Raw genomic sequence first — 25148 nt, 5'->3', positions numbered from 1 at the left:
CTCACCTCCAATGCCAGTCAGACGTTGTGCGCCGCCCTGATCAACGGGCCGAGGCCGCTGCCGCCAAGCCACTGAACCTGGGTTTCAGCAGTCACCTCGTTGATGCGCAGTTGGGGAATCGTGCCGCCGCTGACCGGCAGCCGAAGCGGCCTCGTCCCCGCGGGCATGGCAATGGCCGCGGCGATAGCGCGCGGGACATCCATCGGATCGGCGGTGCGACCGGAACCGTCCTCGGTTCCCATGCGCGCGACCACCTGCTCGTATCCGGCCGTGTGCCGCTCCTCCGCACGGTCGCGCAGCGCGCCGGTGTAGGCGTTTCGGTTGACCCACACCTTGGTCGGATAGCCGCCCGGCTCGACGATGGTGACCTCGATATTGTGCGGGACAAGCTCGTAAGCCAGTTGCTCTCCCATCGCCTCGAGGGCGAACTTGGTGGCGGAATAATGCCCGCCGTAGGGCACGATGACGCGGCCAAGCTGGCTCGAGATCTGGAAAATCTGCCCGCTCTTTTTCGCCCGCATGCCCGGAAGAACCGCGCGGGCCATGCGGTGGCAGCCGAAGACATTGGTGTCGAAGGCGAGTCTGGTCGCCTCCATGTCCTGTACCTCGACCGGGCCGGAGATGCCGATCCCGGCGTTGTTGACCAGCACATCCAGCCCGCCGCCGTTGATCCGTTCCGCCTCCGCCACCGCGGCAAGAACCTGCTCGTCGCTGGTGATGTCGAGTTCCAGCACATGGAGGTCGAGCTTCGCATCCCTTGCCAGCGCCACCAGTTCATCCGCTTCGGGCCGGGGCAAATTGCGCATGGTGGCGAACACCCGCGCGCCGAGGCGTGCGTAGTGTTCAGCCCCCAGCCGGCCGAAACCCGACGAACAGCCGGTGATGAGGATGCTCTTGCCGGAAAGCTCGGGATCGACACCCGATGCCTGTGCGGCAGCGCGGGCAGGGGAGGTGGCGGAAAGCGCGGTAGTGGCTGCTACACCTGCGAGAAGGGTGCGGCGATCGATGGCTGGCATGAGGCGTCTCCTTTTTGGAGCCTAGGATGCCGCATCAGGCGGCAAGCTGTCCAGCCACCGTGCCAGCGCCTGGGGGCTGCGCAATCGGACCAGTTTGTCCTCGTGCCCCACGAGTCGGGCCTCAGTCCGCTGGCGCGGCCCGCGGCTCCAGTTGGCGAGGTACCACATGAATTCGAGATCGAAGCGTTCGGGACAGCCTTCGGTCATATCCGGCCGGACCGTGCCGCGATAATGCCATACCCGGCGCAGCATCCGCCAGAAACACAGCGGCACCGGGTAATCGAGATAGATTACCGTGTCGGCACGCTCGAGCCGGGGGCCCATCGTGCCGCCGTAATTGCCCTCGATCAGCCAGCGCTCGCGCGCCGCTTCCTCGCGGACTCGGGTAAGGAGAACGTCGTCCGGGCTTTCGACCCAGCCGGGCTGCCAGTTGAGCTTGTCCATGTGGACCAGCGGTAGCTCGAGCCGGCGCGCCAGCTCGAACCCGAGCGTGCTCTTGCCCGATCCGCAGGGGCCGATGATCATCACACGTTGCATGGGTCGGCGTGGCTCCGGTCCGTGGGCACGCCCCGTCATAGACCGCTGCGCAGCCAAGGGCGACAAGCTCGATGCGTCAGTCGTTCGGGCCGATGGTTTTGACTGCCTTGCCTTGCTCGTCGAGGAACTCGATCGAGCTGGTTCCATCGGGGTCGACCTTGAGCATCAGCCGCGGGGTTCCGTTCCCATCCTGCAACATCACGACCGAGGCACGGTCCATCGACTTGCCGATGAACATGCGGGGCGCGCCCTTGCCGGCGGATTCGCGAACCGATGCCTTGCCATCCTTGATCTCGAACAGGGGCTCCGCCGGCCGGTCACTGAAAATCAGCGCCGCGAGATCCCGATCACCGCCATCGCGTTGCAAGATCTGGATCGTCTGATCGTTCTCGTACCGGTCGAAGGTAAGGCTGGCACCGGCATCGGGCTTGCCATCGACGGTCTTGCCAGCCCAGATCAGTCCGCCATTCTCCGTGCCCTCGTCGTTCAGGAACAGCAGTCCAGCTGCGTGCCTTCGGTCAGGCCGATCGATTTCTTTTCCCTTGTAGAAGGAACCCGGAAAACCATCGCGGTTGGAGATGACCATGCGCAGGGTTCCGTCCGGCTCGCGGATATTGATGCGCTCTACATCGATAGTCTTGCCCGATCGGGGCTTTGCGGCAGCGACCAATGCGACTGCCATTCCGACCAGCGCAGCGCCGGTGATGATCCCTTGAACGTAACTCATACCAAGCCTACTCCGTATTACCGATACAATACGGTGATACAGACAGTTGCGCGGCGGTCAATCCTGCAGTCGCAGCGCAAGTTCGCTCATGAAGCGGGCATCGTCGCCCCGGGCCAGCCAATCCGCCTCGCTGCCGATGGCGCCCAGCATGGCGACAAGGTTGTCCATTTCCGCCTTGGCGTAGTTGCCGAGCACGTGGCCGTGCACACGCTCCTTGTGCCCGGGATGACCGATGCCGATCCGTACTCGGCGGAATTCCGGGCCGAGATGCTTGTCGATCGAGCGCAGGCCGTTGTGCCCGGCGGTCCCGCCGCCGCGCTTTACCTTGACCTTGAACGGAGCGAGGTCGAGCTCGTCGTGGAAGACCGTCAGCGCGTCCACATCGAGCTTGTAGAAGCGCAGTGCTTCGCCGACGCTGCGGCCGCTTTCGTTCATGAAGGTCGCCGGCTTGAGCAGCAGGATCTTCTCAGTACCGATCCGCCCTTCCTGGACCCAGCCCTGGAACTTCTTCTGCACCGGACCGAAGCCATGCATCTCGGCAATGACGTCGCACGCCATGAAACCGACGTTGTGCCGGTGCATCGCATATCCCGGTCCGGGATTTCCAAGGCCTGCCCAGATTTGCATGACGGTCCCCTAATGCTCTCTCCCTGAAAAGCAAAACGCCGGACTTCCTGCGAAGCCCGGCGCATGCATTCTCGAACGGGGAAGAGCTTACTCTTCGCCGGCCTCTTCCGCTTCGCCTTCGGCAGCGGCAGCGCCGGTGGCCTTCTTGAGCGCCGACGGGGCGACCAGCGTGGCGATGGTGAAGTCGCGGTCGGTGATCGCGCTGGCCGAACCGGCCGGGAGCGTGACTTCGCTGATGTGGATGGCATCGCCCACATCCTTGCCGGTCACGTCGATCTCGATCTCGCTCGGGATCTTGTCGGCCTCGCAGAACAGGTCGAGCTCGTGGCGGACGATGTTGAGCACGCCGCCCTTCTTCAGGCCGGGGCTCTTTTCTTCGTTGATGAAGACGACCGGCACGTTCACTTCGACCTTCGAATCCTTCGACAGGCGCAGGAAGTCGGCGTGTTCGGGGCGATCGGATACGGGATGGACAGCGACGTCCTTGGGCAGCGTGCGGATGGTTTTGCCGCCCACTTCGATGTTGACGATCGAGTTCATGAAGTGGCCGGTGCCCAGCTGGCGGACCAGTTCCTTGGCTTCGACGTGGATCATCATCGGTTGTTCGTTTCCGCCGTAGATCACAGCGGGTACACGGCCGTCGCGACGCAGTGCACGGGAGGCTCCCTTGCCTGCCCGTTCGCGCGCTTCGGCCGGCAGGGTCAGAGCGTCGCTCATGTCACATACCTTTCGAATTGCTTTGCTTGGTTCAATCCGGATCCGCCACGCCTCCAGGGATGACCATGGCGTCCGAAGGGCGGGCCCTTAGAGGGAAGGGCTGTGCGATGCAAGACTTAAGGGCCCTGTCCGATCCGGCGAAGCGTGTACCCCTCTGCCGCCAGCAGTGCGATCATCCCGTCGGAACCGGGCAGGTGCGCCGCGCCGACCGCGATCAAGGGTTGCTCGCCAGCGCGCAGCAGGTTCACAGTCCGCTGCACCCAGGCGGCATTTCGTTCGACCAGCAGGGCCTCGCGCACCTCGGGGTCAGCGAGAATGCCCGACGTCGTTTCCCTCTCCAGCGCGGCGAGATCGCCAGCCAGCCAGATCTGGGCCGGCGAACGACGCCCCTTGCTCAGGCCGGCTTCGTCCACGACGGCTGCCAGCATCGCCCGCTGGTCTTCCTCCGCCAGGCGATCGAAGATGGCGAACTGTGCCGACGCCCCTTCGAATTCCTCGATCCGCCGACCGGCGAAATGCCGCTGCAGGGCCCGGTCGACGCCATTTGCCGGCTTGGCATCCGACGCTATCGCCTGCGCCATGATCAGGGCGGCGCCCCAGGTTTCGATGGTCTCGAAATCGTCGGCGTCATAGCTCGTACTGGCGATAAGGTCGCCGAGTGCCTGGCGCCTGCCGGGATCGAGGCGCAGGGCAAGGGGCGGCTGCCCGGGCGATTGCGCCAACGCCATGAAGCTGCGGCGAATGGCGTCGCTATCGTCGAGAGCGGCAACTTCGAGCACCAGGTAATCCGCCTTGCCTGTTACCTCGGCAACGGCCCCGCTATGCCATTCGGTGCCGTCTGGAAGGGCATGAATGGTGCCGAACAACCAACCCTCGACCCGGCCGTCGGCACCGGCAATTTCCCACAGCAGCGGATTATCTGCCGTTGGCGCGGGCGGGGGCGCGGGGTCACCGCTGCAGGCAGCCAGCAGCATGGCTGCAAGTGCTGCCTGCAAACGGTGGGCGATCATTGCACCCGGTCGATTGTGAAGCCGCGCTGTTCGAGCAGGTCCTGCACGCTGCGCTCGCCCGCGAGATGGCCGGCACCGACCGCGATGAACACGGTCCCTGGCTGGTCCATCCGCTGGTCGATCCACTCGGCCCAGTTCGCATTGCGGCTGAACAGCAATCGCTCGGCAATGACGGGGTCGTCGTCCATGCCTTCGTTCATCAGTTCGGCCAGCCCTTCTGCATCCCCGGCAATCCATTCGGCGACCATGGAATCGAGGAAAGGTGCCATCTCGTCCACCATTTCGGCAGCGGTGATCATGTAGGTGACCTGCTTTTCCATCGGCAGTTCGTCGAACACGGAGAACTGGAATTCGAGCGTTTCGAGAGCTCCGCGTCCGACAGTCGGGGCGGCCTCGCGCTCCAGCACCGTTTCCACGCCGACTTCGGGCGAATACCCCGCCATCATCGAAGGAAGCAGGCTGAAGTTGAGCGCTCCCATCCAGGGTTCGAAGCTGTCGAACGACTCGGCCGGAATGCCGAGTTTGCTCATGGCTGCCTCGTAAGTGGCCAGTTGCTCGGGATCGAGCAGGCTGCGCACGGTGGTGCCGGCGGGCAGGGTACCCTTCTCGGCAATCAGAGCTGCGGCCTTCGCGTCGGTTTCCGGCCCCGACGGGATTTCAGTGACCAGCACGTCGGAACTGTCGAGCGCCTGATCGATCACCGGACCGAACCACACCTTGTCCTTGGGCAGGATATGGACCGTCCCGAACAGATAGATGGTCGTGTCCTCGTCGGCGAGTTTCCACAGGGCAGGGCCGGGGGCTGCGGGTGTCTCCACTGTCTCGGCCGACACAGGCGAAGACAGTGCCAGCGCGAAGCAAGAGGCGGCTGCGGCAAAGGTCAACTTGCGAAAGATCATGGCAGAATTCCTACTCGTCAGGGGTTGGTGGGGGAAGGGATAACAATCGGAGGCGGCGCGATATGGCGAGTCCCGCCCCCATTCACTCGCCGCATTGGAAGATCTCCTCGATCGGCATGTTGAAGAGGCGGGCAATGCGGAAGGCGAGCGGCAGGGACGGGTCGTGCTTGCCGGTCTCGATGGCGTTGACCGCCTGGCGCGAAACATCCAGATGCCCGGCGAGTTCGGCCTGGCTCCAGTTGCGCTCCGCGCGCAGGACCTTGAGGCGGTTGTTCATGAATCACCTGCGTCCGATGCGAGGTCGCGCACATACGCAAAGGCGTAACCTGCGTGGAAGATGACACCCAGCAGCAGCGCTAGCAGGTAGGGGTCTGCAGCCAGTCGCTCGATTCCGGGCAGGAGCCGGCCGACCAGCGAAGTCTCGCGATGCGCCCACAGGACCAGCACGGCGATGCCGAGTGCGATCATGGTCCACCGGACACCGATATTGACGAGTTGCTGGTAATAGCCGTCGGTGTTGCCCCTGATCCCCGCCAGGATGATCGCACCCGCTACCGCGCCAACCAGGGGACCGCGAAGGGCGAAGTCATCGATCGACTGCAGGTGCAGCACCAGGGCGAGCACATTGGCAGCGCCGCTCACCAGCGTCATCCAGTAAACCCGGACACGCTGCTGGGCATCGAGACTAGCTTTATCTACTTTGGGGTTGGGATCATAAGGCATGAGAATGCTTCCTAGAGATGCGCGACCGAAAGACCGTGGTTCACCAGTGTCAAACGGTCACGCTGTTCCGCGGATACGCGCCCATGCGCTCGCGAGGAAAAACGAGGCCACGCCTATCACGGGCGTCAGCCCGATTATGTCGATGTCCTGCTCTGTCGGGCGTTCGGTGAAGCCTTCGAACAGGCCGTCCAGAAAGCCTTCGATTGCAGGCACGAATAGCATCGCGCCTACCGTCACCACAAACGCGACGCTCGTGCCATACTGCCAGATTGCAGCGATATATTCGTCGGCATCGCGGGTCAGAAACATGATGACGACCGAGGGGAAAAGAAGGACCAGCGCAAATCCGCGGAAACCGCCGCCCACCTGCGCTGCCGCGAGCACCCCGAACGCCGTCAGGGACAGCAAGGCGATCCCGGTTGCCCAGTTGTGTCGGCGCACCCGCTTTTCGCGAAGGGTCAGCGGAATTTTGGTCATCGAAACGTGTCCTTGCAGATCGGTAATTGATGCTCGCTTTCGCTCCCGACCGGGATGTGAAGTCCCGGCGCGGGATGGGTGAAGCAAGTCAGCCCTGGTTCGAAACGGAAAGCACTGCCAGGCGCTGCTCGCGCGCGGCGGACACGGCAAGGCGGACCTCGACCTCGGCGGCGTTGCGCAGCGTCGCGCGGCAGGCTTGCTCGGCCCGAATATCCTCGACCCTCCTGCTGCCCGTGCCGCAGGCGCTGCGAATGGCGCGGTTGATCCGGAGGTCGAGCCTATCGAGATCGGAAGCCTTGTTGAGATCGAGATCGCCCGTTCTGACCGTAATCGTCGTGGCCTCTCCAGCCACGGCGGGAACCGTAAAAACGGCCAAGGCAGCGGCGATCAGAATGGCAGGCTTGTTCATGTCGGTTCTCCAGATGGATATTGGGTCCAGTGGTTGCGTCAACCTTCCTTTTTGTCAGGTTGTCCTGACTATATGTCGCGATTCGCTGACCATGTCAACACTACCTGACAAAAAGTCGCATCGAGCTGACTTATTGTCGTGTGGCGCTGCGGCCAGGGCTCTGGTATCGCCGCCTTGAGGAGAGCCCGCCATGACCATCGTCCATCATCGCACCTGTCACATCTGCGAAGCCAATTGCGGAGTGCTGGTGGAGCTCGACGGGCGCAGGGTCGTCTCGATCAGGGGCAATCCCGACCATGTGCTCAGCCGCGGGCATATCTGCCCCAAGGCGACCGCAATCGCCGATCTTCAGGACGATCCCGACCGCCTGCGCCGGCCCGTCAGGCGAACCGCCGATGGCTGGCAGGAAATCGGCTGGGACACAGCCTTCCGGGAAATCGCGCAGAAGGTCGTGGCGCTGCAAAACGAAGGTGCACGGGCCGCGTTCTACCGCGGCAATCCGGGGGCGCATGATTATGCGCTCTCGACCCAGTCGGGCTATTTGCAGCGCGCTGCAGGGGCGAGAGGGACGTTCTCGGCCTCGACGCTCGACCAGATCCCGCATCATTACGCGCAATACCAGCTCTATGGCCATGTCAGCCTGGCGGCGGTGCCCGATATCGATCGCTCGCAACTGATCGTCATCGTCGGCGGCAATCCGATGGCGTCGAATGGCAGCCTGTGGACCGTCCCCGACTTTCGCAACCGCGTAAAGGAGATGCAGGCTCGCGGCGGCCGGCTCGTCGTCATCGACCCGCGCAAGACCGAAACCGCGCGGGTGGCGGACGAATGGCATCCAGTCGTTCCCGGCACCGACACCGCACTGCTGATCGGGCTGCTGCAATGCGTGCTGGCGGATGGCGACACGCTGCGACCGGGTCTTGCCGAGCTGGTCGACGACAGCTGGGGGCGGATCAAGCCGCTGGTCGACAGCTTCGACCTGGATGCGCTTTCCGCCCATTGCGGCATCCCTGCCGACACCATCCGCCGGCTCGCGGGCGAGCTTGCGAATGGCCAGCCTGCCGCGCTCTATGGCCGCATGGGCGTTTCCGTCTGCGAGTTCGGCGCGCTCAACCAGTGGCTCATCCAGCTGGTCAACCTCGCCACCGGCAATCTCGACCGCGAGGGCGGGACGATGTTTCCGCAGCCGCTGCTCGACCTCGTGGGGCAGGTCGGGCGTGGAGGGGTCAAGACCGTGGAGACCGCGCGCGGCCCGCTGCCGTCGGTGATGGGCGAGATCCCGACCATCGCCTTCGCCGACGAACTCAGCCGCGAGGACGACCAGCGCATCCGCACATTGTTCGTCGTTGCGGGCAACCCTGTGCTTTCCGCGCCCGACGGCCGACGCACCGAGCAGGCGTTGGCCAATCTCGACCTGATGGTCAGTATCGACATGCAGGTCACCGAGACGAGCCGCCACGCGCACTACATCCTACCGCCTTGCGGGCCGCTGGAGAAAGATCACTTCACCTTCTTCTTCGGCCCGCTCGCGGTGCGCAATTTCGGGGCCTATTCGCCCGCCACCCTGCCGATGGAGGAAGGCGCCAAGGCCGACTGGCAGATTGCAGGCGAACTGGCGCAGGCGATCTTCTCCGAACGCGGCAAGGCAGTGCCCAATTTCGAGACCCCGCGCGAACGGCTCGACGCCATGCTGCGCGCCTCGCCTGCCGGCATGTCGCTGGCCGAGGTCGAGGCGCAGCCCAACGGGGTCGATCTCGGCCCGCTGCAGCCCTGCCTCAAGCACCGGCTACTGACCGACAACCGCAAGATCAACGTCCTTTCCGACGATTTAGCCGAAGAGATCGAACGGTTCCGCACCCGCCTCGGCGAACGCGGCGAGGGCGAGCTGAGCCTGATCGGCCGCCGCCATGTCCGCTCCAACAACAGCTGGCTGCACAATGCGCAAAGGCTGGTGAAGGGGCCGGACCGCTGCACGCTGATGATCCACCCGAGCGATGCGGCCACGCGGGGACTGGAGAACGGAGAACTCGCTACCGTGGCAAGCCGCGTCGGCGCGGTCGAAGTCGCCGTCGAGGTGACCGACGACATCATGCCCGGCGTCGTCAGCCTGCCGCATGGCTGGGGCCACCACCGAGAAGGGGTGAGCTGGCAGACCGCCGCCGCTCATGCCGGTGTATCGCTCAACGACCTGACGGACCCCGATCGCTACGACAGGCTGACCGGTAATGCCGTGCTTAACGGAACTCCTGTGTCGGTGGAGCCCGCTGCCGCCAGCGAAGCCGCCGAGTAGCGCCTAACCCGCGTCGGGAGCGACGGGCACGATCTCGATTTCGGGCACGGCGGGGGCAGGGTTCAGCCGCTCGACCTCCATCCCGCGCGCCTCGAGCATGGCCTGGACCGAATCCGGCCCCACGAAGTGCCCGCCGCCGACTGCTACGAGGACTGTGCCCGGGCGTTTCATCCGTTCCTCGATCCAGCCCGCCCATTCGCGGTTCCGGTCCACCAGCAACACCTGGTAGAGCGTGCGGGAGAAGGGATCCTCGCCCCAATCCTCGAAGCCTTCGTCTTCCAGCCTCCCGCGCGCCCAGCTGTGCTCCATCGCCCATTGTTCCGCCGCTTCGTCGCCGGTGAAGGCGCGCAGCGATTCCCCGTCCCATTCCGTCAGCGTCTGTTCCAGCAGGGCGATGGCCGATTGCTCGTCGATGGCCAGCACATTGCGCATGACCTGCTCGGGGTCCTCGATCGCGGATATCGGCTTGCCTGCAGTCCTGAACTCGTTCTCCAGGATCGTCTCGACGCCCAGTTCGCTTTGCGAACCTTCCATCTCGGAAATCGAGACCCCGACGAACAGCATCGTCAGGACCGGCGGGATGCGATCGAAAATGAAGAAGGGCATCTCCATGTCGGAGGCGAGCTTGCGCCACTTCTGCTGGTTTTCTTCCGACAGGCTGGCCGAAACCGGCTCGCGCGCGAATATGCTTTCCGCCGACCCGCCGAAGATCGCCTCGAAATCGATCTCCTCTTCGTCGTCGCTGCGGGATTCGAACACCACTTCGTCCGCTTCGCCAATGACCTTCTCCAGCAAGGCGCTGCGCCAGCGGAAGCCTTCGGGCAGGACGTGATAGGTGCCGAAGAAATACAGCGTGGTATCCTCGTCCGCCAGGCGCCACATGGCGGGATCGGGCTCGTAGTCCTGGACGATGACCGGCGGCGCAGGCTTTTCGGGTGGCTGCCAGGCCTCGGCCGGCAGGTTCTTCTCGCGTGTGTCCGGCGCGTCGGCCAGCGCCGGTTGCGACGCGAACAGGATAAGGGCGGGAAGGGCGAGCGACCGCAGGATTCCAAGCATTCCGCAGTCGTAACGCGCATTGGCGCCAAGGCAAGCCCACAGCTGCGGTTGCTGCACTGCGGCATTGACGCGTTTTCGCCGCTCCGCCAAAGCGCGCGCCATGGACCGGAATCCGCAAAAGTCGTTTCAGGACATAATCCTCGCGCTCCACGATTTCTGGAGCGCGAACGGCTGCCTCATCCTGCAGCCCTACGACATGCGCATGGGCGCGGGCACCTTCCACACCGCCACCACCCTGCGCGCGTTGGGGCCGGAGCCGTGGAACGCCGCCTTCGTCCAGCCCTGTCGCCGCCCAACCGACGGGCGCTATGGCGAGAACCCGAACCGGTTGCAGCACTATTACCAGTACCAGGTGATCCTCAAGCCGAGCCCGCCCGACATCCAGGAACTCTATCTCGAAAGCCTCCGGGTGATCGGGATCGACCCGCTCAAGCACGATATCCGCTTCGTCGAGGATGACTGGGAAAGCCCGACGCTGGGCGCCTGGGGCCTCGGCTGGGAGGTCTGGTGCGACGGGATGGAAGTGACCCAGTTCACCTATTTCCAGCAGATGGGCGGTTTCGACTGCAAGCCCGTGGCAGGCGAGCTGACCTACGGCCTTGAACGCCTCGCGATGTATATCCAGGGCGTCGACAACGTGTACGATCTCGATTTCAACGGGCGCGGGGTCACATACGGGGAGGTGTTTCTCGAGAACGAGAAGCAGATGTCGAAGTGGAACTTCGAGGTCGCTGACACCGATGCCCTGTTCGACCTGTTCAACAAGGCCGAGGCCGAGTGCCGCAATGCTCTCGCCGCAGAGGTCCCCATCGCGGCGTATGAACAGGCGGTCGAGGCGAGCCACATCTTCAACCTGTTGCAAGCGCGCGGCGTGATCAGCGTGCAGGAACGCGCCAGCTACATGGGCCGGGTGCGCGACCTCGCTCGCGGCAGCTGCGAAGCGCATATGGCGAAGGAAGCCGCCGGTTGGGCCGAGAAGTATCCGGAGTGGTCGAAATGAGCGACTTCCTCCTCGAACTCCGCTCCGAAGAAATCCCCGCCCGGATGCAGGCCGGGGCGCGCGACGAGCTTGCCCGCCTGTTCCGTCGCGAGATGGAGGCTGCAGGTGTTTCCGTCGGCGATCTCACTGTCTGGTCGACGCCGCGCCGCCTCGCGCTGATCGCGCTTGACCTGCCGCAGGCGACCGAGGCCGTCAGCGAGGAAGCCAAGGGCCCGCCCGAAGGCGCGCCCGATGCCGCCATCGACGGCTTCTGCCGCAAGAACGGCGTGACGCGCGACCAGCTGACCCTGCGCGATGTGAAAGGCAGGGGCACATGGTTCGCCGTGATCGAGAAGCCGGGCCGCGCGGTGAAGGACGTCCTCGCCGACGCCATACCCGCGATCATCCGCACCTTCAGCTGGCCCAAGTCGATGCGCTGGGGCGCGGCCTCGCTCAGCACCGAGTCCTTGCGCTGGGTCCGCCCGCTTTCGGGCATCGTCGCCATCCTTGGCGAAGAGCTGGTCGAGTGCGAGGTTGACGGCATCCGTTCGGGCTACGCCACCATGGCCCACCGCTTCCACCATTCGGGCGAAATCACCATCGGCGGCGCGCATGACTATGCCGAAAAGCTGCGGGCCTGCCATGTCATCGTCGATCATGCCGAGCGACAGGACATCATCCGCACCGGCGCTGCCAAAGTTGCTGCCGATGCGGGCCTGACACTGGTCGAGGACGAAGGCCTGGTTATCGAGAACGCGGGCCTTACCGAGTGGCCTGTGCCACTGCTTGGGCGCTTCGACGAGGCCTATCTCGACGTTCCGCCCGAGGTCATCCAGCTGACTGCGCGGGTGAACCAGAAGTATTTCGTCTGCGAAGATAGCGCCGGAAAACTCGCCAACGCCTTCGTCTGCACCGCCAATATCGCGGCGGCGGACGGCGGGGCGGCGATCGTGGATGGCAATCGCAAGGTCCTCGCCGCGCGGCTGTCGGATGCGCGCTTCTTCTGGGAGCAGGACCGCAAGACCCCGCTGGCCGAGCACGCCAAAAAGCTGGAGCGGATCACCTTCCACGAGAAGCTCGGCACCGTGGCCGACAAGGTCGAGCGGGTGGCGAAGCTGGCCCGCTGGCTGGTCGAGGAGGGTGTGGTCAAGGGCGCCGACCCGGACCGAGCCGAACAGGCCGCGCGGCTCGCCAAGGCCGATCTCGTCACCGAGATGGTCGGCGAGTTCCCCGAGCTCCAAGGCCTGATGGGCGGCTACTACGCCCGCGCCGAGGGCCTGCCGGACGCCGTCGCCGACGCCATCCGCGACCACTACAAGCCGGTCGGGCAGGGCGATGACGTACCGACCGCGCCGGTTACGGTGGCGGTGAGCTTGGCGGATAAGCTGGATACGCTGGTCGGGTTCTTCGCAATCGATGAGAGACCGAGTGGTTCGAAGGACCCCTTCGCTCTCCGTCGAGCCATTCTAGGCGTTGTTTCTCTGATTCGATCGTCAGCTGTTCGGGGTTCTTTCGTATCAATGTTTGTGGCAGCGTTTCGACCACTGGCTTGGATTACTCAACTCAACGTCATCGGCGGTCAGTTCTTCAAAGACGCGCCTCGGCACGAATACTGGTTGGAGCTAGTCCGAAGTCGCGATGATGTCGTTTTCGAATTTAAAGATTCGAAAAACTTCAAAATTCACATAGGTACCAAACTTATTTCGGCCTCGGGAAGCGTTACTCCTGGAGTTGTCGCGAATATCGTGCCCGAGCCGAAAGTTGTTGAGGGACTGAGCGCAATTTTGATTGACCGCCTCAAGGTCCAGCAGCGTGAAGCCGGGGTCCGTCACGACCTGATCGACGCTGTCTTCGCACTCGGCGGCGAGGACGATCTCGTCCGCCTGCTCGCCCGCGTCCATGCGCTGCAGGCCTTCATGGCCACCGAGGACGGTGCCAACCTCCTTGCCGGCTACAAGCGCGCGGCCAATATCCTCAAGAAGGAGGACTGGCACGGCATCGAGGGCGAGATCAGCCGCACCGGCGAGGAAGACCCGCTGGCGCTGGTTGACAATCCCGACATGAAGGCGGTGATCGACGCGAAGATGGCCGAGCGTCATGCGAAATCGCTTTCCTACACCCCCGAACCGGCAGAAAAGGCGCTTATCGATGCGCTCGATGCGGCTGAACCGCGCGCTGCCGCGGCGATTGCGGCGGAGGACTTCGCCGCCGCCATGTCTGCGCTGGCAAGCCTGCGCGCGCCGATCGACCGGTTCTTTGAAGATGTGATTGTCAACGCCGAGGAAGAGACGAAGCGCACCGCGCGGCTGGGCCTGCTGGCGCGCTTCCGCGACGCGGTGCACCGGGTCGCCGATTTCAGCCGGATCGAAGGATGACTGCCCGACGAGCTGTCCGCCGCTTGCTCTGGACCAGATATTCGCGTTACTTTTGAGATTGATGAGCGACAGACTTGAAGGTTACGCGCTGTAACCTTCGTAACCCTGACAGGAGCCGACATGGCACAGCAGACGGTCTACACTTTCGGCGGGTCAGCCGACCATTCGGACCCGCGCCAGAAGGACAAGACCGTTGTCGGCGGCAAGGGTGCAAACCTCGCCGAAATGGCCTCGATCGGCCTGCCGGTCCCCCCGGGCTTCACCATCAGCACCGAGGAATGCCTGGAGTATCTGCGCAAGGGCGCTGACTTCTCCGAAAAGCTGCGCGCCGATGTCACCGAAGCGCTTGGCCATATCGAAGCAACCGTCGGCAAGCGTCTGGGCGACAAGGAAAATCCGCTGCTTGTCTCGGTCCGATCCGGTGCGGCGCAGTCGATGCCCGGGATGATGGACACGGTCCTCAACCTCGGCCTCAACGACGAGACTGTCGAGGGGCTGGCGCGGGTCAGCGGCGACGAGCGCTTCGCCTGGGACAGTTACCGCCGCTTCATCCAGATGTATTCCGACGTGGTCCTCGGGCTCGACCACGGCCTGTTCGAGGAAGCGCTTGAGATCGCCAAGGAAGACAAGGGTTTTTACGCCGATACCGAGATGTCGGCTGAAGACTGGAAGGCCCTCGTCGCCGAGTACAAGCAGATCGCCGAAGACGAGCGCGACGGCAAACCCTTCCCGCAGGATGTGACCGAACAGCTGTGGGGCGCGATCCGCGCCGTGTTTGACAGCTGGGACAGCGAGCGGGCGAAGGTTTACCGCCGTCTCAATGACATACCGCACGACATGGGCACGGCGGTGAACGTCCAGGCGATGGTGTTCGGCAATATGGGCGACACCTCGGCTACCGGCGTCGCCTTCACTCGCGATCCGGCGACGGGCGAGAAGGCCTATTATGGCGAGTTCCTGATCAACGCCCAGGGCGAGGACGTGGTGGCGGGCATCCGCACGCCGCAATACCTCACCAAGGCTGCGCGCGAGAATGCCGGGGCGGACAAGGCCAGCATGGAAGAAGCCATGCCTGAGGCCTTCACCGAGCTCGCCCGCGTGTTCGACCTGCTCGAGCGGCACTACCGCGACATGCAGGACATCGAATTCACCGTCGAACGCGGCACGCTGTGGATGCTCCAGACCCGGAGCGGCAAGCGCACCGCCAAGGCCGCGCTCAAGATGGCGGTCGACATGGTCGGCGAGGGCCTGATCAGCGAGGATGCGGCGATCCTGCGGGTCGATCCGATGGCGCTTGACCAGTTGCTGCACCCCACGCTCGACCCGGAGGCGCCGCGCGACGTGCTCACCACCGGGCTTCCCGCGTCGCCGGGTGCGGCCAGCGGCAAGATCGCGCTCGATTCCGACACCGCCGAGCTCTGGGCCGGGCGGGGCGAGAGCGTCATCCTCGTCCGCGTCGAGACCAGCCCCGAAGACATCCACGGCATGCACGCGGCCAAGGGGATCCTCACTGCGCGTGGCGGCATGACGTCACACGCCGCCGTGGTGGCCCGCGGTATGGGCCGCCCCTGCGTCTCCGGCGCGTCGGGCGTGATGATTGCTCGTGAGGGCCGCACGCTGAAGATCGGTAACCGCGATCTCAGCGAAGGTGACGTCATTACCATCGACGGCTCCAACGGGCAGGTCATGGCGGGCGAAGTGCCGACCATCGAGCCCGAGCTTGCGGGCGACTTCGGCACGCTCATGGAATGGGCCGACCGCCACCGCCGCATGGGCGTGCGCACTAATGCCGAAACGCCCGCCGACTGCCGCATGGCGCGCCAGTTCGGGGCGGGAGGCATCGGCCTGTGCCGCACCGAGCATATGTTCTTCGACGCCGCCCGCATCAGCGCGGTCCGCCAGATGATCCTGGCCGACAACGAGGCCGGACGGCGCGAGGCGCTGGCCAAGCTGCTCCCGGAACAGCGCGGCGACTTCAAGGCGATCTTCGAGGTCATGGCCGGCCTGCCGTGCACGATCCGCCTGCTCGACCCGCCGCTGCACGAGTTCCTGCCGCATGGCGATGCCGAGTTCGCGGACCTGGCAAATGCGACCGGCCACCCCGTCGAACACCTGCGCCGCCGCGCTGACGAGCTGCACGAATTCAATCCGATGCTGGGCCACCGTGGTTGCCGCCTGGGCATCACCTATCCAGAGATCTACGAGATGCAGGCCCGCGCCATCTTCGAGGCGGCTTGCGAGGTCGCATCAGAATCGGGCGAGGCACCGGTGCCGGAAGTCATGATCCCGCTGGTCGGCACCAGGCGCGAGCTCGAGATCCTGCGGGCACTCGTCGACCGGGTGGCGGAGGAAGTCTTTGCCGAGAAGGGCCAGCAGGTTGATTATCTCGTCGGCACCATGATCGAACTGCCGCGCGCCGCGCTGATGGCAGCCGAAATCGCGGAGGAGGCACTCTTCTTCAGCTTCGGCACGAATGACCTGACCCAGACCACACTCGGTGTCAGCCGAGACGATGCCGGCCGGTTCCTGACGCCCTATGTGGACAAGGGCATCTACGCCCGCGATCCCTTCGTCAGCCTCGACGTCGAAGGCGTGGGGCAGCTCGTCCGGATGGGCGCTGAACGCGGCCGCGAAGCGCGGCCCGACCTCAAGCTCGGTATCTGCGGCGAACATGGCGGCGACCCGGCGAGCATCGCCTTCTGCGAGGAGATCGGGCTCGACTACGTCAGCGCCTCGCCCTACCGCGTTCCCATCGCGCGGCTGGCGGCGGCGCAGGCTTCGCTGCGGAGGAAGTGACCTAACGCCAGCCGGTCAGGGTCAATATCTCGACGGTTTCGCGGACCTTGCCGGTCTCGTCGCGGAGGGCATCGAAGGCTTCCGTCGCTCGCCCGAAGGCTGCCTTGTTGAAAGGGGCAGGATCGATCGCGAGCGCCGAGGTAAGTCCCTGGTCGCGCAGGTCGCTCACCATCCGCTGGAATGAGCCGAAGCGCACGTTAAGGGGATAGCTGTCGACCACCTGTCGCTTGAACCCCGCCCTCTGCATCAAGGCGGCGCCGGCTTGGTTGTCGACGAGGGGATACATCCGCGCAGCGGGCCGATCGCCGTCGGCTTGCAGCATGATCCGGCGCAAGGCCGGCAGGGAACCCGCCCCCGGGAAAGCCGCCATCAGAATGCCATTCGCTGCAAGGGCACCCCTGGCATGGAGCAAGGCACCCGGCAGGTCGTTGACATGCCCGAGCCCCATCAGGTGAACAACAAGATCGAATCCGCCTTCCGGCCAGGGCTGTGCCTCGTCGAAGCTGCCGAGATCAAAGGCCTTTCCTACCCCGCCTTGCTCGACTAGCCATTGCTCCAGCTTGCCGGTCGTATCCCCGATTACCAGCGCGTTTCTCGGCTCCGCGCGCATGAATTCGAGGCGTTCGATGATGTCCTCCGCAATCGCGTCAGCGACATATGTCGCCGCGCCGGGTCGCCTTTGCCGGGTCACTGCACGGGCCAGCTTGGCCAGAGTGCGCTGGCGCGAGAAGATGTTGGGGATGCGCGCGGACGGCATGGCCGCGCCCTGCCGCACGCGGCGGGTTCTGGCAAGGCCGGCGCCGGGCGGATTGCCATGAACTTGCTCAAGCAACTTTCCAGTGCGCTCCGGCCGATCACGGACTTGCTATATCCGCCGCGCTGTCCGCTGTGCGGTGACGGTATCGAGGCACAAACCGGTCTCTGCACAGCATGCTGGCACGGGCTGCTGGTTCCGTCGGAACCCTGCTGTGCGCAGTGCCAGCGTCCTATCGCGACAGGCCCGCTTGCGGATGCGCTGTGCGCTTCCTGCCTGGCAACACCACCGAAACATTCCGGCATCGCCGCAGCGACGATCTACAACGACACTTCGCGCCAATTGGTCCTCCGATTCAAGCATGGCGGCCGCATCTCGCTCGCAACGGTCATGGCGCGCCAGATGGTCGCGCAACTCGGGCCGGTTCCGGTCGACGCCCTTCTGGTTCCCGTGCCGCTGCATCGCTGGCGGCTGTGGCGGCGGGGATACAATCAGGCAGCGCTGCTGGCGCACGAGATTGCGCGGCTTACCGATCGCGAGACATGCGTCGACGCGCTCCTGAGAATAAAGCCGACGCCGGCCCTCGGTGGCCTCGGCCGGAAGGCCCGGCAGAAGGCGCTTGCGGGGGCGGTCACTGTCAACCCGCGACGACGCGAGCTCATCGCAAGGCGTCCGGTCATTCTCGTAGACGACGTGCTCACAAGCGGCGCAACAACCGCCGCCTGCACTCGCGTGCTGCTGCGCGACGGCGCATCGAGCGTGCGCATCGCCTGTTTTGCCAGGGTGCTGGAGGAAGGCTTGCCTCGGACTGCTCGCACGGCTGGAATCAAAACGCCCGAGGCCACTGGGACCTCGGGCGCCTCGTGACGAAATTCGTGGGACCCGGCGGCCGTCCCCCGATGGCCGCACGAGGGTCCACTCCCTCATCGTCTTTGTTCCGGGAACAGCATCACCCCCATGATGCGATCGTTCCCGGCCAACCCCCTGAACCTGACCTCTTGCGGGCCGGAATTCCGGTGGACGGCTGGAGTGGCCGTGTGCCGATGTCTTCCATTCATCGGAGCGACAGAAAAGGGGCATTGCCACACCCGTTCCGTTTTGGCACCGGGCTGTGCTGAAATTGCAACAAATCTGTCGCAATGATGCAAATGACGACCGGAGATTCCAGCAGTGACCGACACGACAGGCAAGGAGTTGCGCGAACAGGGCGTCGAATTCCTGCCCAAGTTCGATTCCAACGGCCTGCTGGTGGCTGTCGTCCAGCATGCCGAAACCGGGGCAGTCCTGATGGTCGCCTTCATGGACGCCGAGGCCATCTCCGCTACCCGTGCGACCGGCTTTGCCCACTTCCATTCACGCTCGCGCGGCAGGCTCTGGAAAAAGGGCGAATCGTCGGGAAACGTGCTGGAAGTGGTCGAGATCAGGGTCGACTGCGACCAGGACGCCTTGCTGGTTCGAGCACTGCCGGCTGGGCCTACATGCCACACGGGCGCACAGAGTTGCTTCTACCGAGCGTTGGGCAAGGAGTCTCTCGCTCCCGTCAACACTTGACCTTTACGTAAAGGTTAGATAAGGCGCTGGTCATGGCGCATGTTGCAACCAATGACCAGCAGCCCCACGCAGGGGCGCATCTCGACCGGCCGGATAAGCTCGACCGCGAACATTTCACGATCTCCGACCTGACGACGGAGTTCGAGTGCACGGCCCGCGCGCTTCGCTTCTACGAGGACGAAGGGCTCATCAACCCATCCCGCGTCGGCCTGACCAGGGTTTATTCGAAGCGCGACAGGGCTCGCCTGGCCTGGATCATGCGGGCCAAGAACGTCGGATTCAGCCTGGGCGAAATCAAGGAGATGATCGATCTCTATGACCTGGGCGACGGCCGTGTCGAACAGCGCCGGGTCACGGTCGAAAAGTGCCGCAACCACATCGCCAAGCTCAAGCGCCAGCGCGCCGACATCGATTCCTCGATCAAGGAACTTACGGATTTCGTAAACCTGATCGAAAACCTCGACCTTTCCTGAAATCTCTTTCGCACCCACGCTGCAAGGACCACCCGATGCCTGTCTATACCGCTCCTACTCGCGACACCCGTTTCATCGTCAATGAAGTCCTCGATCTCGCCAGCTACGGCAACCTGCCTGGCTTCGAGATGGCCACTCCCGATGTCACCGACGCGGTAATCAACGAAGGTGGCCGCTTCTGTTCCGAAGTGCTCGCCCCGATCAACCAGTCCGGCGACCAGGAAGGCTGCACCCGTCATTCCGACGGTTCGGTGACCACGCCCAAGGGCTTCAAGGAAGCTTTCGACCAGTTCCGCGCCGCGGGATGGGGCACGCTGTCGGCCCCCGAGGAATTCGGCGGGCAGGGTATGCCGCACGTCCTCGGCATGGTGATGGAGGAGTTCATCTCGGGCTCGAACCAGGCGTTCGGCATGTATCCGGGTCTCACCAACGGCGCAGTCTCTGCCCTGATCGCCAAGGGTTCGCAGGAGCAGAAGGAGAAATATCTCCCCAAGATGATCTCCAACGAGTGGACCGGCACCATGAACCTGACCGAGCCGCATTGCGGCACGGACCTCGGCATGATCAGAACCAAGGCCGAACCGCAGGCCGACGGCAGCTATGCGATCACCGGCACCAAGATTTTCATCTCGGCCGGCGAGCACGACATGGCCGAGAACATCATCCACCTCGTCCTTGCCAAGACGCCGGGCGCGCCCGACAGCACCAAGGGCATCTCGCTGTTCGTGGTGCCCAAGTTCCTCGTCAATGACGACGGATCGCTTGGTGAGCGCAACGGCGTGATGTGCGGTTCGATCGAACACAAGATGGGCATCCACGCCAACTCGACCTGCGTCCTCAACTACGATGGCGCCAAGGGCTGGCTCGTCGGCGAGGAGAACAAGGGCCTTGCCGCCATGTTCATCATGATGAACGCTGCGCGTCTCGGTGTCGGTATCCAGGGCTTGTCGCAGGCCGAAGCCGCCTACCAGAATGCGGTCGCCTATGCGCTCGATCGTCGCCAGGGTCGCGCGCTGACCGGCCCGGCCGATCCCACCGCGCAGGCCGACCCGATCTTCGTGCACCCCGACGTCCGCCGTATGCTTATGGACGCAAAGGCCTTCACCGAAGGCATGCGCGCCCTGTGCCTCTGGGGCGCCCTGCTGGTCGACCTCAGCCACAAGGCCCCGACCGAGGAAGAGCGTGCCGAAGCGGACGCGATGATCGGCCTGCTGACCCCAGTCATCAAGGGCTACGGCACCGACAAGGGTTATGACGTCGCCACCAACATGCAGCAGGTCTTCGGCGGCCACGGCTATATCGAAGAATGGGGCATGAGCCAGTTCGTGCGCGATGCCCGCATCGCCATGATCTACGAAGGCACCAACGGCGTGCAGGCGATGGACCTATGCGGGCGCAAGCTCGCCCAGGGCGGCGGCGCGGCAATCCAGGCCTTCTTCAAGGCCGTTGGCGACGATATCGCTGCGGCGAAGGGTGACGCCGAGCTCGGCCCGCTGGCGGAAGATCTCGAAAAGGCGCTCGGCCAGCAGCAGGCGGCGACCATGTGGTTCATGCAGAATGCCATGACCAACCCCAACCACCTGGGCGCGGGCGCGCATCACTACATGACAATCATGGGCATCGTGACGCTGGGCTGGATGTGGTTGCGGATGGCGAAAGTGGCGCAAGCGGCGCTCGCTGCCGGCAGCGACGACAAAGCGTTCTACGAAGCCAAGATTGCGACCGCCCGCTACTACATGGACCGTTTCCTCCCCGACGCCGGTGCGCTGCGCCGCAAGCTGGAAACCGGCGCGGACAGCATGATGGCACTGGGCGCGGAAGCCTTCGCAACAGCGGCCTGATACACGCGGCGACAAGCCGTCACACAGTGAGGCTGGAAACGAGGCGCCCCCGGTCTAGTCCGGGGGCGCCTTTTGCTGTTCGGGGACAAGCGATGATGATTCCGAGACTTGCCGCCTTTGGTGCCCTCTCAATTCTATGGACTGGCCATGTTCGCGCCGAGCCTGCCAGGCCGGCCGAAGCCGCTGCCATCTCGCAAGCGATGCTCGACGCGGTGCAGGAAGTCAGCGGCGTACCCGGTATGTCCGCCGCGGTCTGGCGCGACGGGTCAATCGTCTGGAGCGGGACGGCCGGCTCAAGCAACCTCGAGCAAGGCGAGCCTGTCCGACGGGACACCCGCTTCCGGCTTGCTTCCGTGTCCAAGCTGGTGACCGTGACGGCCCTTGCGAAACTTGCGGAAGACAGGAAGATCGATCTGAACGCCCCCGTCTCGTCGATCCTGCCATGGCTGGCAAACGATTGGCCTGCGATCACCGCAAGGCAACTTGCCGCCCACACCTCCGGCCTGCCGCACTACCAGGACATCGACGCGGGCCGCGGAGCCGTCCGCTACCCCACGGGCCGCGCGGCAGTTGCGCTCTTCTCGGACCGACCCCTCTTGTCCGAACCCGGTACGCGATACAGCTATTCCTCTTGGGGCTACACGCTGCTGGGCGCATTGGTGGAGGAGGTATCGGGCCAAGCGTTCGAAGACTACCTCGCCTCCGCGATCACACCCGGTCTCGATATCGGTCTGGACACGACCGATACCGGCGATCCCCGGGCGACGAGGGCGTACGAGTTTGTCGGCAGCGAGCCCCAGCCTGCTTCGTCGCATGACTACAGCTACACCTGGGGCGGCGGCGGCCTCATGGCCAGCGTCGAAGGGCTCGTCCGGTTCGGTGGGGCGATGCTTCAGGACAGGATCGTCGGCAAAGAGACCTTCGACGACATGACGAAACCTTTTGTCATGGCATCAGGCAAAACTGCAGGGGAAAGTGAATATGAGGTCGGCTTCGGCTGGCGCATTGCCAAGGATGGCGACGGGCATCCCATCACCTTCCACAACGGCACCGCAATCGGCGCACGCTCCTCGCTGGTGCTGTGGCGCGAGGAAAATACCGCCGCAGCCATACTGTCCAACGCATCGTGGACATCGTCGATAGACTCGACAAGCCAGATGCTGGCGGCACCGTTTCGCGATGTACCGCAAGGCCTGGTTCCTGCCGCTTGCCCGGTGCTGTCGAAACAGTTCACAGGCACGCTGGGGGGAGAGGCGGTTGGCGGTTCGGCGCGCTTTCAAATGGTCAATGGCATCTGCCAGGGCGAGCTTGAAATTGGCGGCGCTCTGGGATCCTATTTCGATCGCGGCCCTCAACCGACAAGCAAGACGATGAGGATTATCGGTCTCGGCTTCGACGGTGGCCTTTCGCGCGCAGGCCTGGTCACACCATTCGGCATCTACGACCTCCGCGCGAAGGGGGACGGACAGTTCCACAGCGAATGGTCTTCCGCGCGCAGCCTGACCTTCCGCCTGCTCTAGCGGGACAAAGGCGGGTCATGACAGAGCTCGATCAGACAGCGTTTTCGTGGCCGCCCGTCTCTACCGATCAGCGGCAACCCGCCTTCGGTATGTACAATTGGCTAGAATCTTACTCCTCCGGAAGGAATTCCGGCACCGACAGGTAGCGCTCGCCAGTGTCGTAGTTGAAGCCGAGCACGCGCGCGCCCGCCGGAAGCTCGGGCAGCTTCTTGGCGATCGCCGCCAGCGTCGCGCCGCTGGAAATTCCCACGAGGATACCTTCTTCGCGCGCGCAGCGGCGCGCCATTTCCTTGGCCGCTTCGGCATCGACAGGGATCGCCCCGTCGATGGACTGGGTGTGGAGGTTGGCCGGGATAAAGCCTGCACCGATGCCCTGGATCGGGTGCGGTCCGGGCTGGCCGCCATTGATGACCGGCGAAAGCTCGGGCTCGACGCCGTAGGCTTTCATCCCGCTCCAGTGCCGCTTCAATTCCTCGGCGCAACCGGTCAGGTGGCCGCCGGTGCCGACGCCGGTGATCATCACATCGATGGGCGTGTTCCGGAAGTCGGCGAGGATTTCCTGCGCAGTGGTGCGGACGTGGACCTTCCAGTTGCTTTCGTTGTCGAACTGGCTCGGCATCCACGCATCGTCGGTCTGCTCGACCAGTTCGGTCGCGCGTTCGATGGCGCCTTTCATTCCCTTGGCCCGATCGGTCAGGTCGAAACTGGCACCATAAGCCAGCATGAGACGGCGCCGCTCAATGCTCATGCTGTCGGGCATGACCAGGATCAGCTTGTAGCCCTTGACCGCAGCGACCATCGCCAGCCCGATGCCGGTGTTGCCGCTGGTCGGCTCAATGATCGTACCGCCGGGCTTGAGCGCGCCGGAGGCCTCAGCATCCTCTATCATCGCGAGCGCAATGCGGTCCTTGATCGAACCGCCGGGATTGCTGCGTTCGGACTTCACCCAGACTTCATGATCGGGGAAGAGCCGACTGAGGCGAACATGCGGTGTTCCGCCGATGGTCTGAAGGATGGTGTCGGCTTTCATGGCAGGCTCCTCGGTGTGTTTTCTGGAATGGTATCTAGCAATTCGACAGGGGGGTCGAAAGTGCGTGTGGTGCGGAGCACGGGAAAGATCCGGCTCCAGATAGCGACGGTGGCTATTGCGCCCGCCCCGCCTAGCACGACCGCACTCACCGGGCCGATGAGCCAGGCGAGCGTCCCGGAGAAGAAATCGCCGAACTCGTTTGAGGCGCTGATCGTAAGATGGCTGACGGACGATACCCGGCCACGCTTGTCGTCCGGCGTGTGCAGCTGGACAAGCGACTGCCGGATGTACACGCTGAACATGTCGGCCGATCCCACGACGAACAGGGCTGCAAGGCTGAGCGGCATCGAGGTCGAAAGCCCGAACACGATGGTGGCAACGCCAAATACGGCCACGGCGATGAGCATGGCCGGCCCGACGTTATTGGCGAGCGGACGGAAGGAGAAGAACAGGCCGGTAAGTGTCGCCCCGATGGCAGGCGCCATGGCGAGCTGCGCCAGCCCTTCTTCGCCGACGTTCAATATGTCGCGCGCATAGACCGGGAACAGGGCGGTCGCGCCCGCCAGGAAAACCGCGAAGAGGTCGAGCGTGATCGAACCGAGGACCATCTTGTTCCTGACCACATATTGCAAGCCGTCGACCATCTGGCGAACGGGATGCGCAACACCGACGATATTGGCCTGCGGCACCTTCCTGATCGTGCCCAGGGCAAGGAAGGCGAGCGCAAACAGGGTGGCCGCAATCCCGTAGGGGAGGGCCGGCACGATCGCATGGAGGTATCCCCCGAGCGCGGGTCCGACAATCATCCCGACCTGCCACGAAATCGAACTCAGCGCGATCGCGGTGGGCAGGATGGCCTTGGGAACGAGATTGGGCGACAGGGCCGACAGCGCGGGTCCGTTGAACGCCCGGACGACCCCCAGCACGACCGCGATGGCGAACAGCCATGGGACCGTAATCGCCCCGTTCCATGTCAGCCAGGCCAAGGTGATGGCACAAACGAACTGCAGCATGATCGTCGCCTGCGCCAGTCGTCGGCGATCGAAACGGTCGGCGGCAAGGCCCGTGAAGGGCGTCAGCAGGAATAGGGGTACGAACTGGAGCAGGCCGATCAATGCGAGCTGGCCGGCAGCGCCCTGGACGCTCATTCCTGCAGTTCGCGAAATGTCGTAGGTCTGCCACGAGATCACCAGCATCATGGCATACTGGCCGAGCGTCATTGCGAGACGCGCCAGCCAGTAGGCGCGAAAATCCGCGACCTTGAAGGGGTGGGACGCCTGGGCGGTCGACTCGTTCACCGGCGCAGCCTTGGCAGGCGCGCCGGTGCGAGGGAAGCAAGTT

At 64.3% G+C, this 25148-nt stretch carries 24 protein-coding genes; 9 read left to right on the top strand and 15 right to left on the bottom strand.

Annotation, left to right across the window (positions count from 1 at the left end):
- Positions 1 to 17 precede the first annotated feature (17 nt).
- The 11 genes from WAB17_RS12385 to WAB17_RS12335 form a co-directional block, all read right to left on the bottom strand.
- Positions 18 to 1016, bottom strand: a complete 999-nt coding sequence (locus WAB17_RS12385; RefSeq protein WP_435417651.1) for an SDR family oxidoreductase — start codon at positions 1014 to 1016, stop codon at positions 18 to 20.
- Between the two features lie 21 nt (positions 1017 to 1037).
- The gene (locus tag WAB17_RS12380; RefSeq protein ID WP_435417650.1) at positions 1038 to 1553 is read right to left on the bottom strand and encodes a topology modulation protein; all 516 of its coding nucleotides are present in this window, start codon (positions 1551 to 1553) and stop codon (positions 1038 to 1040) included.
- Positions 1554 to 1629: 76 nt separating this feature from the next.
- Entirely contained in the window at positions 1630 to 2280 is a 651-nt protein-coding gene (locus WAB17_RS12375; protein WP_435417649.1) for a hypothetical protein, read from the bottom strand.
- Between the two features lie 57 nt (positions 2281 to 2337).
- Positions 2338 to 2907 (bottom strand): aminoacyl-tRNA hydrolase, encoded by a 570-nt coding sequence (gene pth, locus WAB17_RS12370; protein ID WP_435417648.1) that lies wholly within the window; start codon positions 2905 to 2907, stop codon positions 2338 to 2340.
- A gap of 87 nt (positions 2908 to 2994) precedes the next feature.
- Positions 2995 to 3624, bottom strand: a complete 630-nt coding sequence (locus tag WAB17_RS12365; RefSeq protein WP_435417647.1) for a 50S ribosomal protein L25/general stress protein Ctc — start codon at positions 3622 to 3624, stop codon at positions 2995 to 2997.
- Between the two features lie 116 nt (positions 3625 to 3740).
- Positions 3741 to 4634 carry a TraB/GumN family protein gene (locus WAB17_RS12360; protein ID WP_435417646.1) on the bottom strand — a complete coding sequence of 298 codons (894 nt, stop codon included), beginning with the start codon at positions 4632 to 4634 and terminating at the stop codon, positions 3741 to 3743.
- Entirely contained in the window at positions 4631 to 5533 is a 903-nt protein-coding gene (locus WAB17_RS12355) for a TraB/GumN family protein (protein WP_435417645.1), read from the bottom strand. The genes WAB17_RS12360 and WAB17_RS12355 overlap by 4 nt, the downstream gene beginning before the upstream one ends.
- An 82-nt stretch (positions 5534 to 5615) precedes the next feature.
- The gene (locus WAB17_RS12350; RefSeq protein WP_435417644.1) at positions 5616 to 5810 is read right to left on the bottom strand and encodes a helix-turn-helix transcriptional regulator; all 195 of its coding nucleotides are present in this window, start codon (positions 5808 to 5810) and stop codon (positions 5616 to 5618) included.
- Positions 5807 to 6256: a hypothetical protein gene (locus tag WAB17_RS12345; RefSeq protein ID WP_435417643.1), complete on the bottom strand. Its 450-nt coding sequence runs from the start codon at positions 6254 to 6256 to the stop codon at positions 5807 to 5809. Before WAB17_RS12345 ends, WAB17_RS12350 begins: the two co-directional genes overlap by 4 nt.
- A 57-nt stretch (positions 6257 to 6313) precedes the next feature.
- Complete coding sequence (locus WAB17_RS12340) at positions 6314 to 6733, bottom strand: hypothetical protein (protein ID WP_435417642.1); 420 nt, start codon at positions 6731 to 6733, stop codon at positions 6314 to 6316.
- An 88-nt stretch (positions 6734 to 6821) separates the two neighbouring features.
- On the bottom strand, positions 6822 to 7142 hold the full coding sequence (locus tag WAB17_RS12335) for a UrcA family protein (RefSeq protein ID WP_435417641.1): 321 nt from the start codon (positions 7140 to 7142) through the stop codon (positions 6822 to 6824).
- A gap of 190 nt (positions 7143 to 7332) precedes the next feature.
- Between WAB17_RS12335 and WAB17_RS12330 the strand changes: the two genes are divergently transcribed.
- Complete coding sequence (locus tag WAB17_RS12330) at positions 7333 to 9432, top strand: molybdopterin-dependent oxidoreductase (protein ID WP_435417640.1); 2100 nt, start codon at positions 7333 to 7335, stop codon at positions 9430 to 9432.
- 3 nt (positions 9433 to 9435) lie between these two features.
- Here the strand turns inward: WAB17_RS12330 and WAB17_RS12325 are convergent, their stop codons facing one another.
- The gene (locus WAB17_RS12325; RefSeq protein WP_435417639.1) at positions 9436 to 10488 is read right to left on the bottom strand and encodes a TraB/GumN family protein; all 1053 of its coding nucleotides are present in this window, start codon (positions 10486 to 10488) and stop codon (positions 9436 to 9438) included.
- 100 nt (positions 10489 to 10588) lie between these two features.
- On the opposite strand from WAB17_RS12325, the gene WAB17_RS12320 reads away from it, so the two are divergent.
- From WAB17_RS12320 to ppdK, 3 genes are all read left to right on the top strand, one after another.
- Positions 10589 to 11488: a glycine--tRNA ligase subunit alpha gene (locus tag WAB17_RS12320; protein WP_435417638.1), complete on the top strand. Its 900-nt coding sequence runs from the start codon at positions 10589 to 10591 to the stop codon at positions 11486 to 11488.
- On the top strand, positions 11485 to 13842 hold the full coding sequence (gene glyS, locus WAB17_RS12315) for a glycine--tRNA ligase subunit beta (RefSeq protein WP_435417637.1): 2358 nt from the start codon (positions 11485 to 11487) through the stop codon (positions 13840 to 13842). Before WAB17_RS12320 ends, glyS begins: the two co-directional genes overlap by 4 nt.
- A gap of 120 nt (positions 13843 to 13962) precedes the next feature.
- On the top strand, positions 13963 to 16638 hold the full coding sequence (ppdK, locus tag WAB17_RS12310) for a pyruvate, phosphate dikinase (protein ID WP_435417636.1): 2676 nt from the start codon (positions 13963 to 13965) through the stop codon (positions 16636 to 16638).
- A 1-nt stretch (position 16639) separates the two neighbouring features.
- Here the strand turns inward: ppdK and WAB17_RS12305 are convergent, their stop codons facing one another.
- Positions 16640 to 17395: a methyltransferase domain-containing protein gene (locus tag WAB17_RS12305; protein ID WP_435417635.1), complete on the bottom strand. Its 756-nt coding sequence runs from the start codon at positions 17393 to 17395 to the stop codon at positions 16640 to 16642.
- Positions 17396 to 17452: 57 nt separating this feature from the next.
- Between WAB17_RS12305 and WAB17_RS12300 the strand changes: the two genes are divergently transcribed.
- From WAB17_RS12300 to WAB17_RS12280, 5 genes are all read left to right on the top strand, one after another.
- Positions 17453 to 18259 carry a double zinc ribbon domain-containing protein gene (locus tag WAB17_RS12300; RefSeq protein ID WP_435417634.1) on the top strand — a complete coding sequence of 269 codons (807 nt, stop codon included), beginning with the start codon at positions 17453 to 17455 and terminating at the stop codon, positions 18257 to 18259.
- A 303-nt stretch (positions 18260 to 18562) separates the two neighbouring features.
- Positions 18563 to 18943, top strand: coding sequence for a phosphoribosyl-AMP cyclohydrolase (hisI, locus tag WAB17_RS12295; RefSeq protein ID WP_435417633.1), 381 nt, complete (start codon positions 18563 to 18565; stop codon positions 18941 to 18943).
- 32 nt (positions 18944 to 18975) lie between these two features.
- Positions 18976 to 19416: a MerR family transcriptional regulator gene (locus WAB17_RS12290; RefSeq protein WP_435417632.1), complete on the top strand. Its 441-nt coding sequence runs from the start codon at positions 18976 to 18978 to the stop codon at positions 19414 to 19416.
- A 35-nt stretch (positions 19417 to 19451) separates the two neighbouring features.
- On the top strand, positions 19452 to 21257 hold the full coding sequence (locus tag WAB17_RS12285; RefSeq protein WP_435417631.1) for an acyl-CoA dehydrogenase C-terminal domain-containing protein: 1806 nt from the start codon (positions 19452 to 19454) through the stop codon (positions 21255 to 21257).
- Between the two features lie 200 nt (positions 21258 to 21457).
- Positions 21458 to 22777 carry a serine hydrolase domain-containing protein gene (locus WAB17_RS12280; RefSeq protein ID WP_435417630.1) on the top strand — a complete coding sequence of 440 codons (1320 nt, stop codon included), beginning with the start codon at positions 21458 to 21460 and terminating at the stop codon, positions 22775 to 22777.
- Between the two features lie 109 nt (positions 22778 to 22886).
- On the opposite strand, the gene cysK is transcribed toward WAB17_RS12280, so the two are convergent.
- Both cysK and WAB17_RS12270 read right to left on the bottom strand, forming a co-directional pair.
- Complete coding sequence (cysK, locus tag WAB17_RS12275) at positions 22887 to 23807, bottom strand: cysteine synthase A (protein WP_435417629.1); 921 nt, start codon at positions 23805 to 23807, stop codon at positions 22887 to 22889.
- Positions 23804 to 25105, bottom strand: coding sequence for an MFS transporter (locus WAB17_RS12270; protein ID WP_435417628.1), 1302 nt, complete (start codon positions 25103 to 25105; stop codon positions 23804 to 23806). Before WAB17_RS12270 ends, cysK begins: the two co-directional genes overlap by 4 nt.
- Positions 25106 to 25148 lie beyond the last annotated feature (43 nt).

Origin of the sequence: Parerythrobacter aurantius (assembly GCF_045291475.1) — a bacterium.
GTDB lineage: Bacteria > Pseudomonadota > Alphaproteobacteria > Sphingomonadales > Sphingomonadaceae > Parerythrobacter > Parerythrobacter aurantius.
Note: the sequence above shows the minus strand (reverse complement) of the source record. Positions and strands in the feature narration are given on the sequence as shown.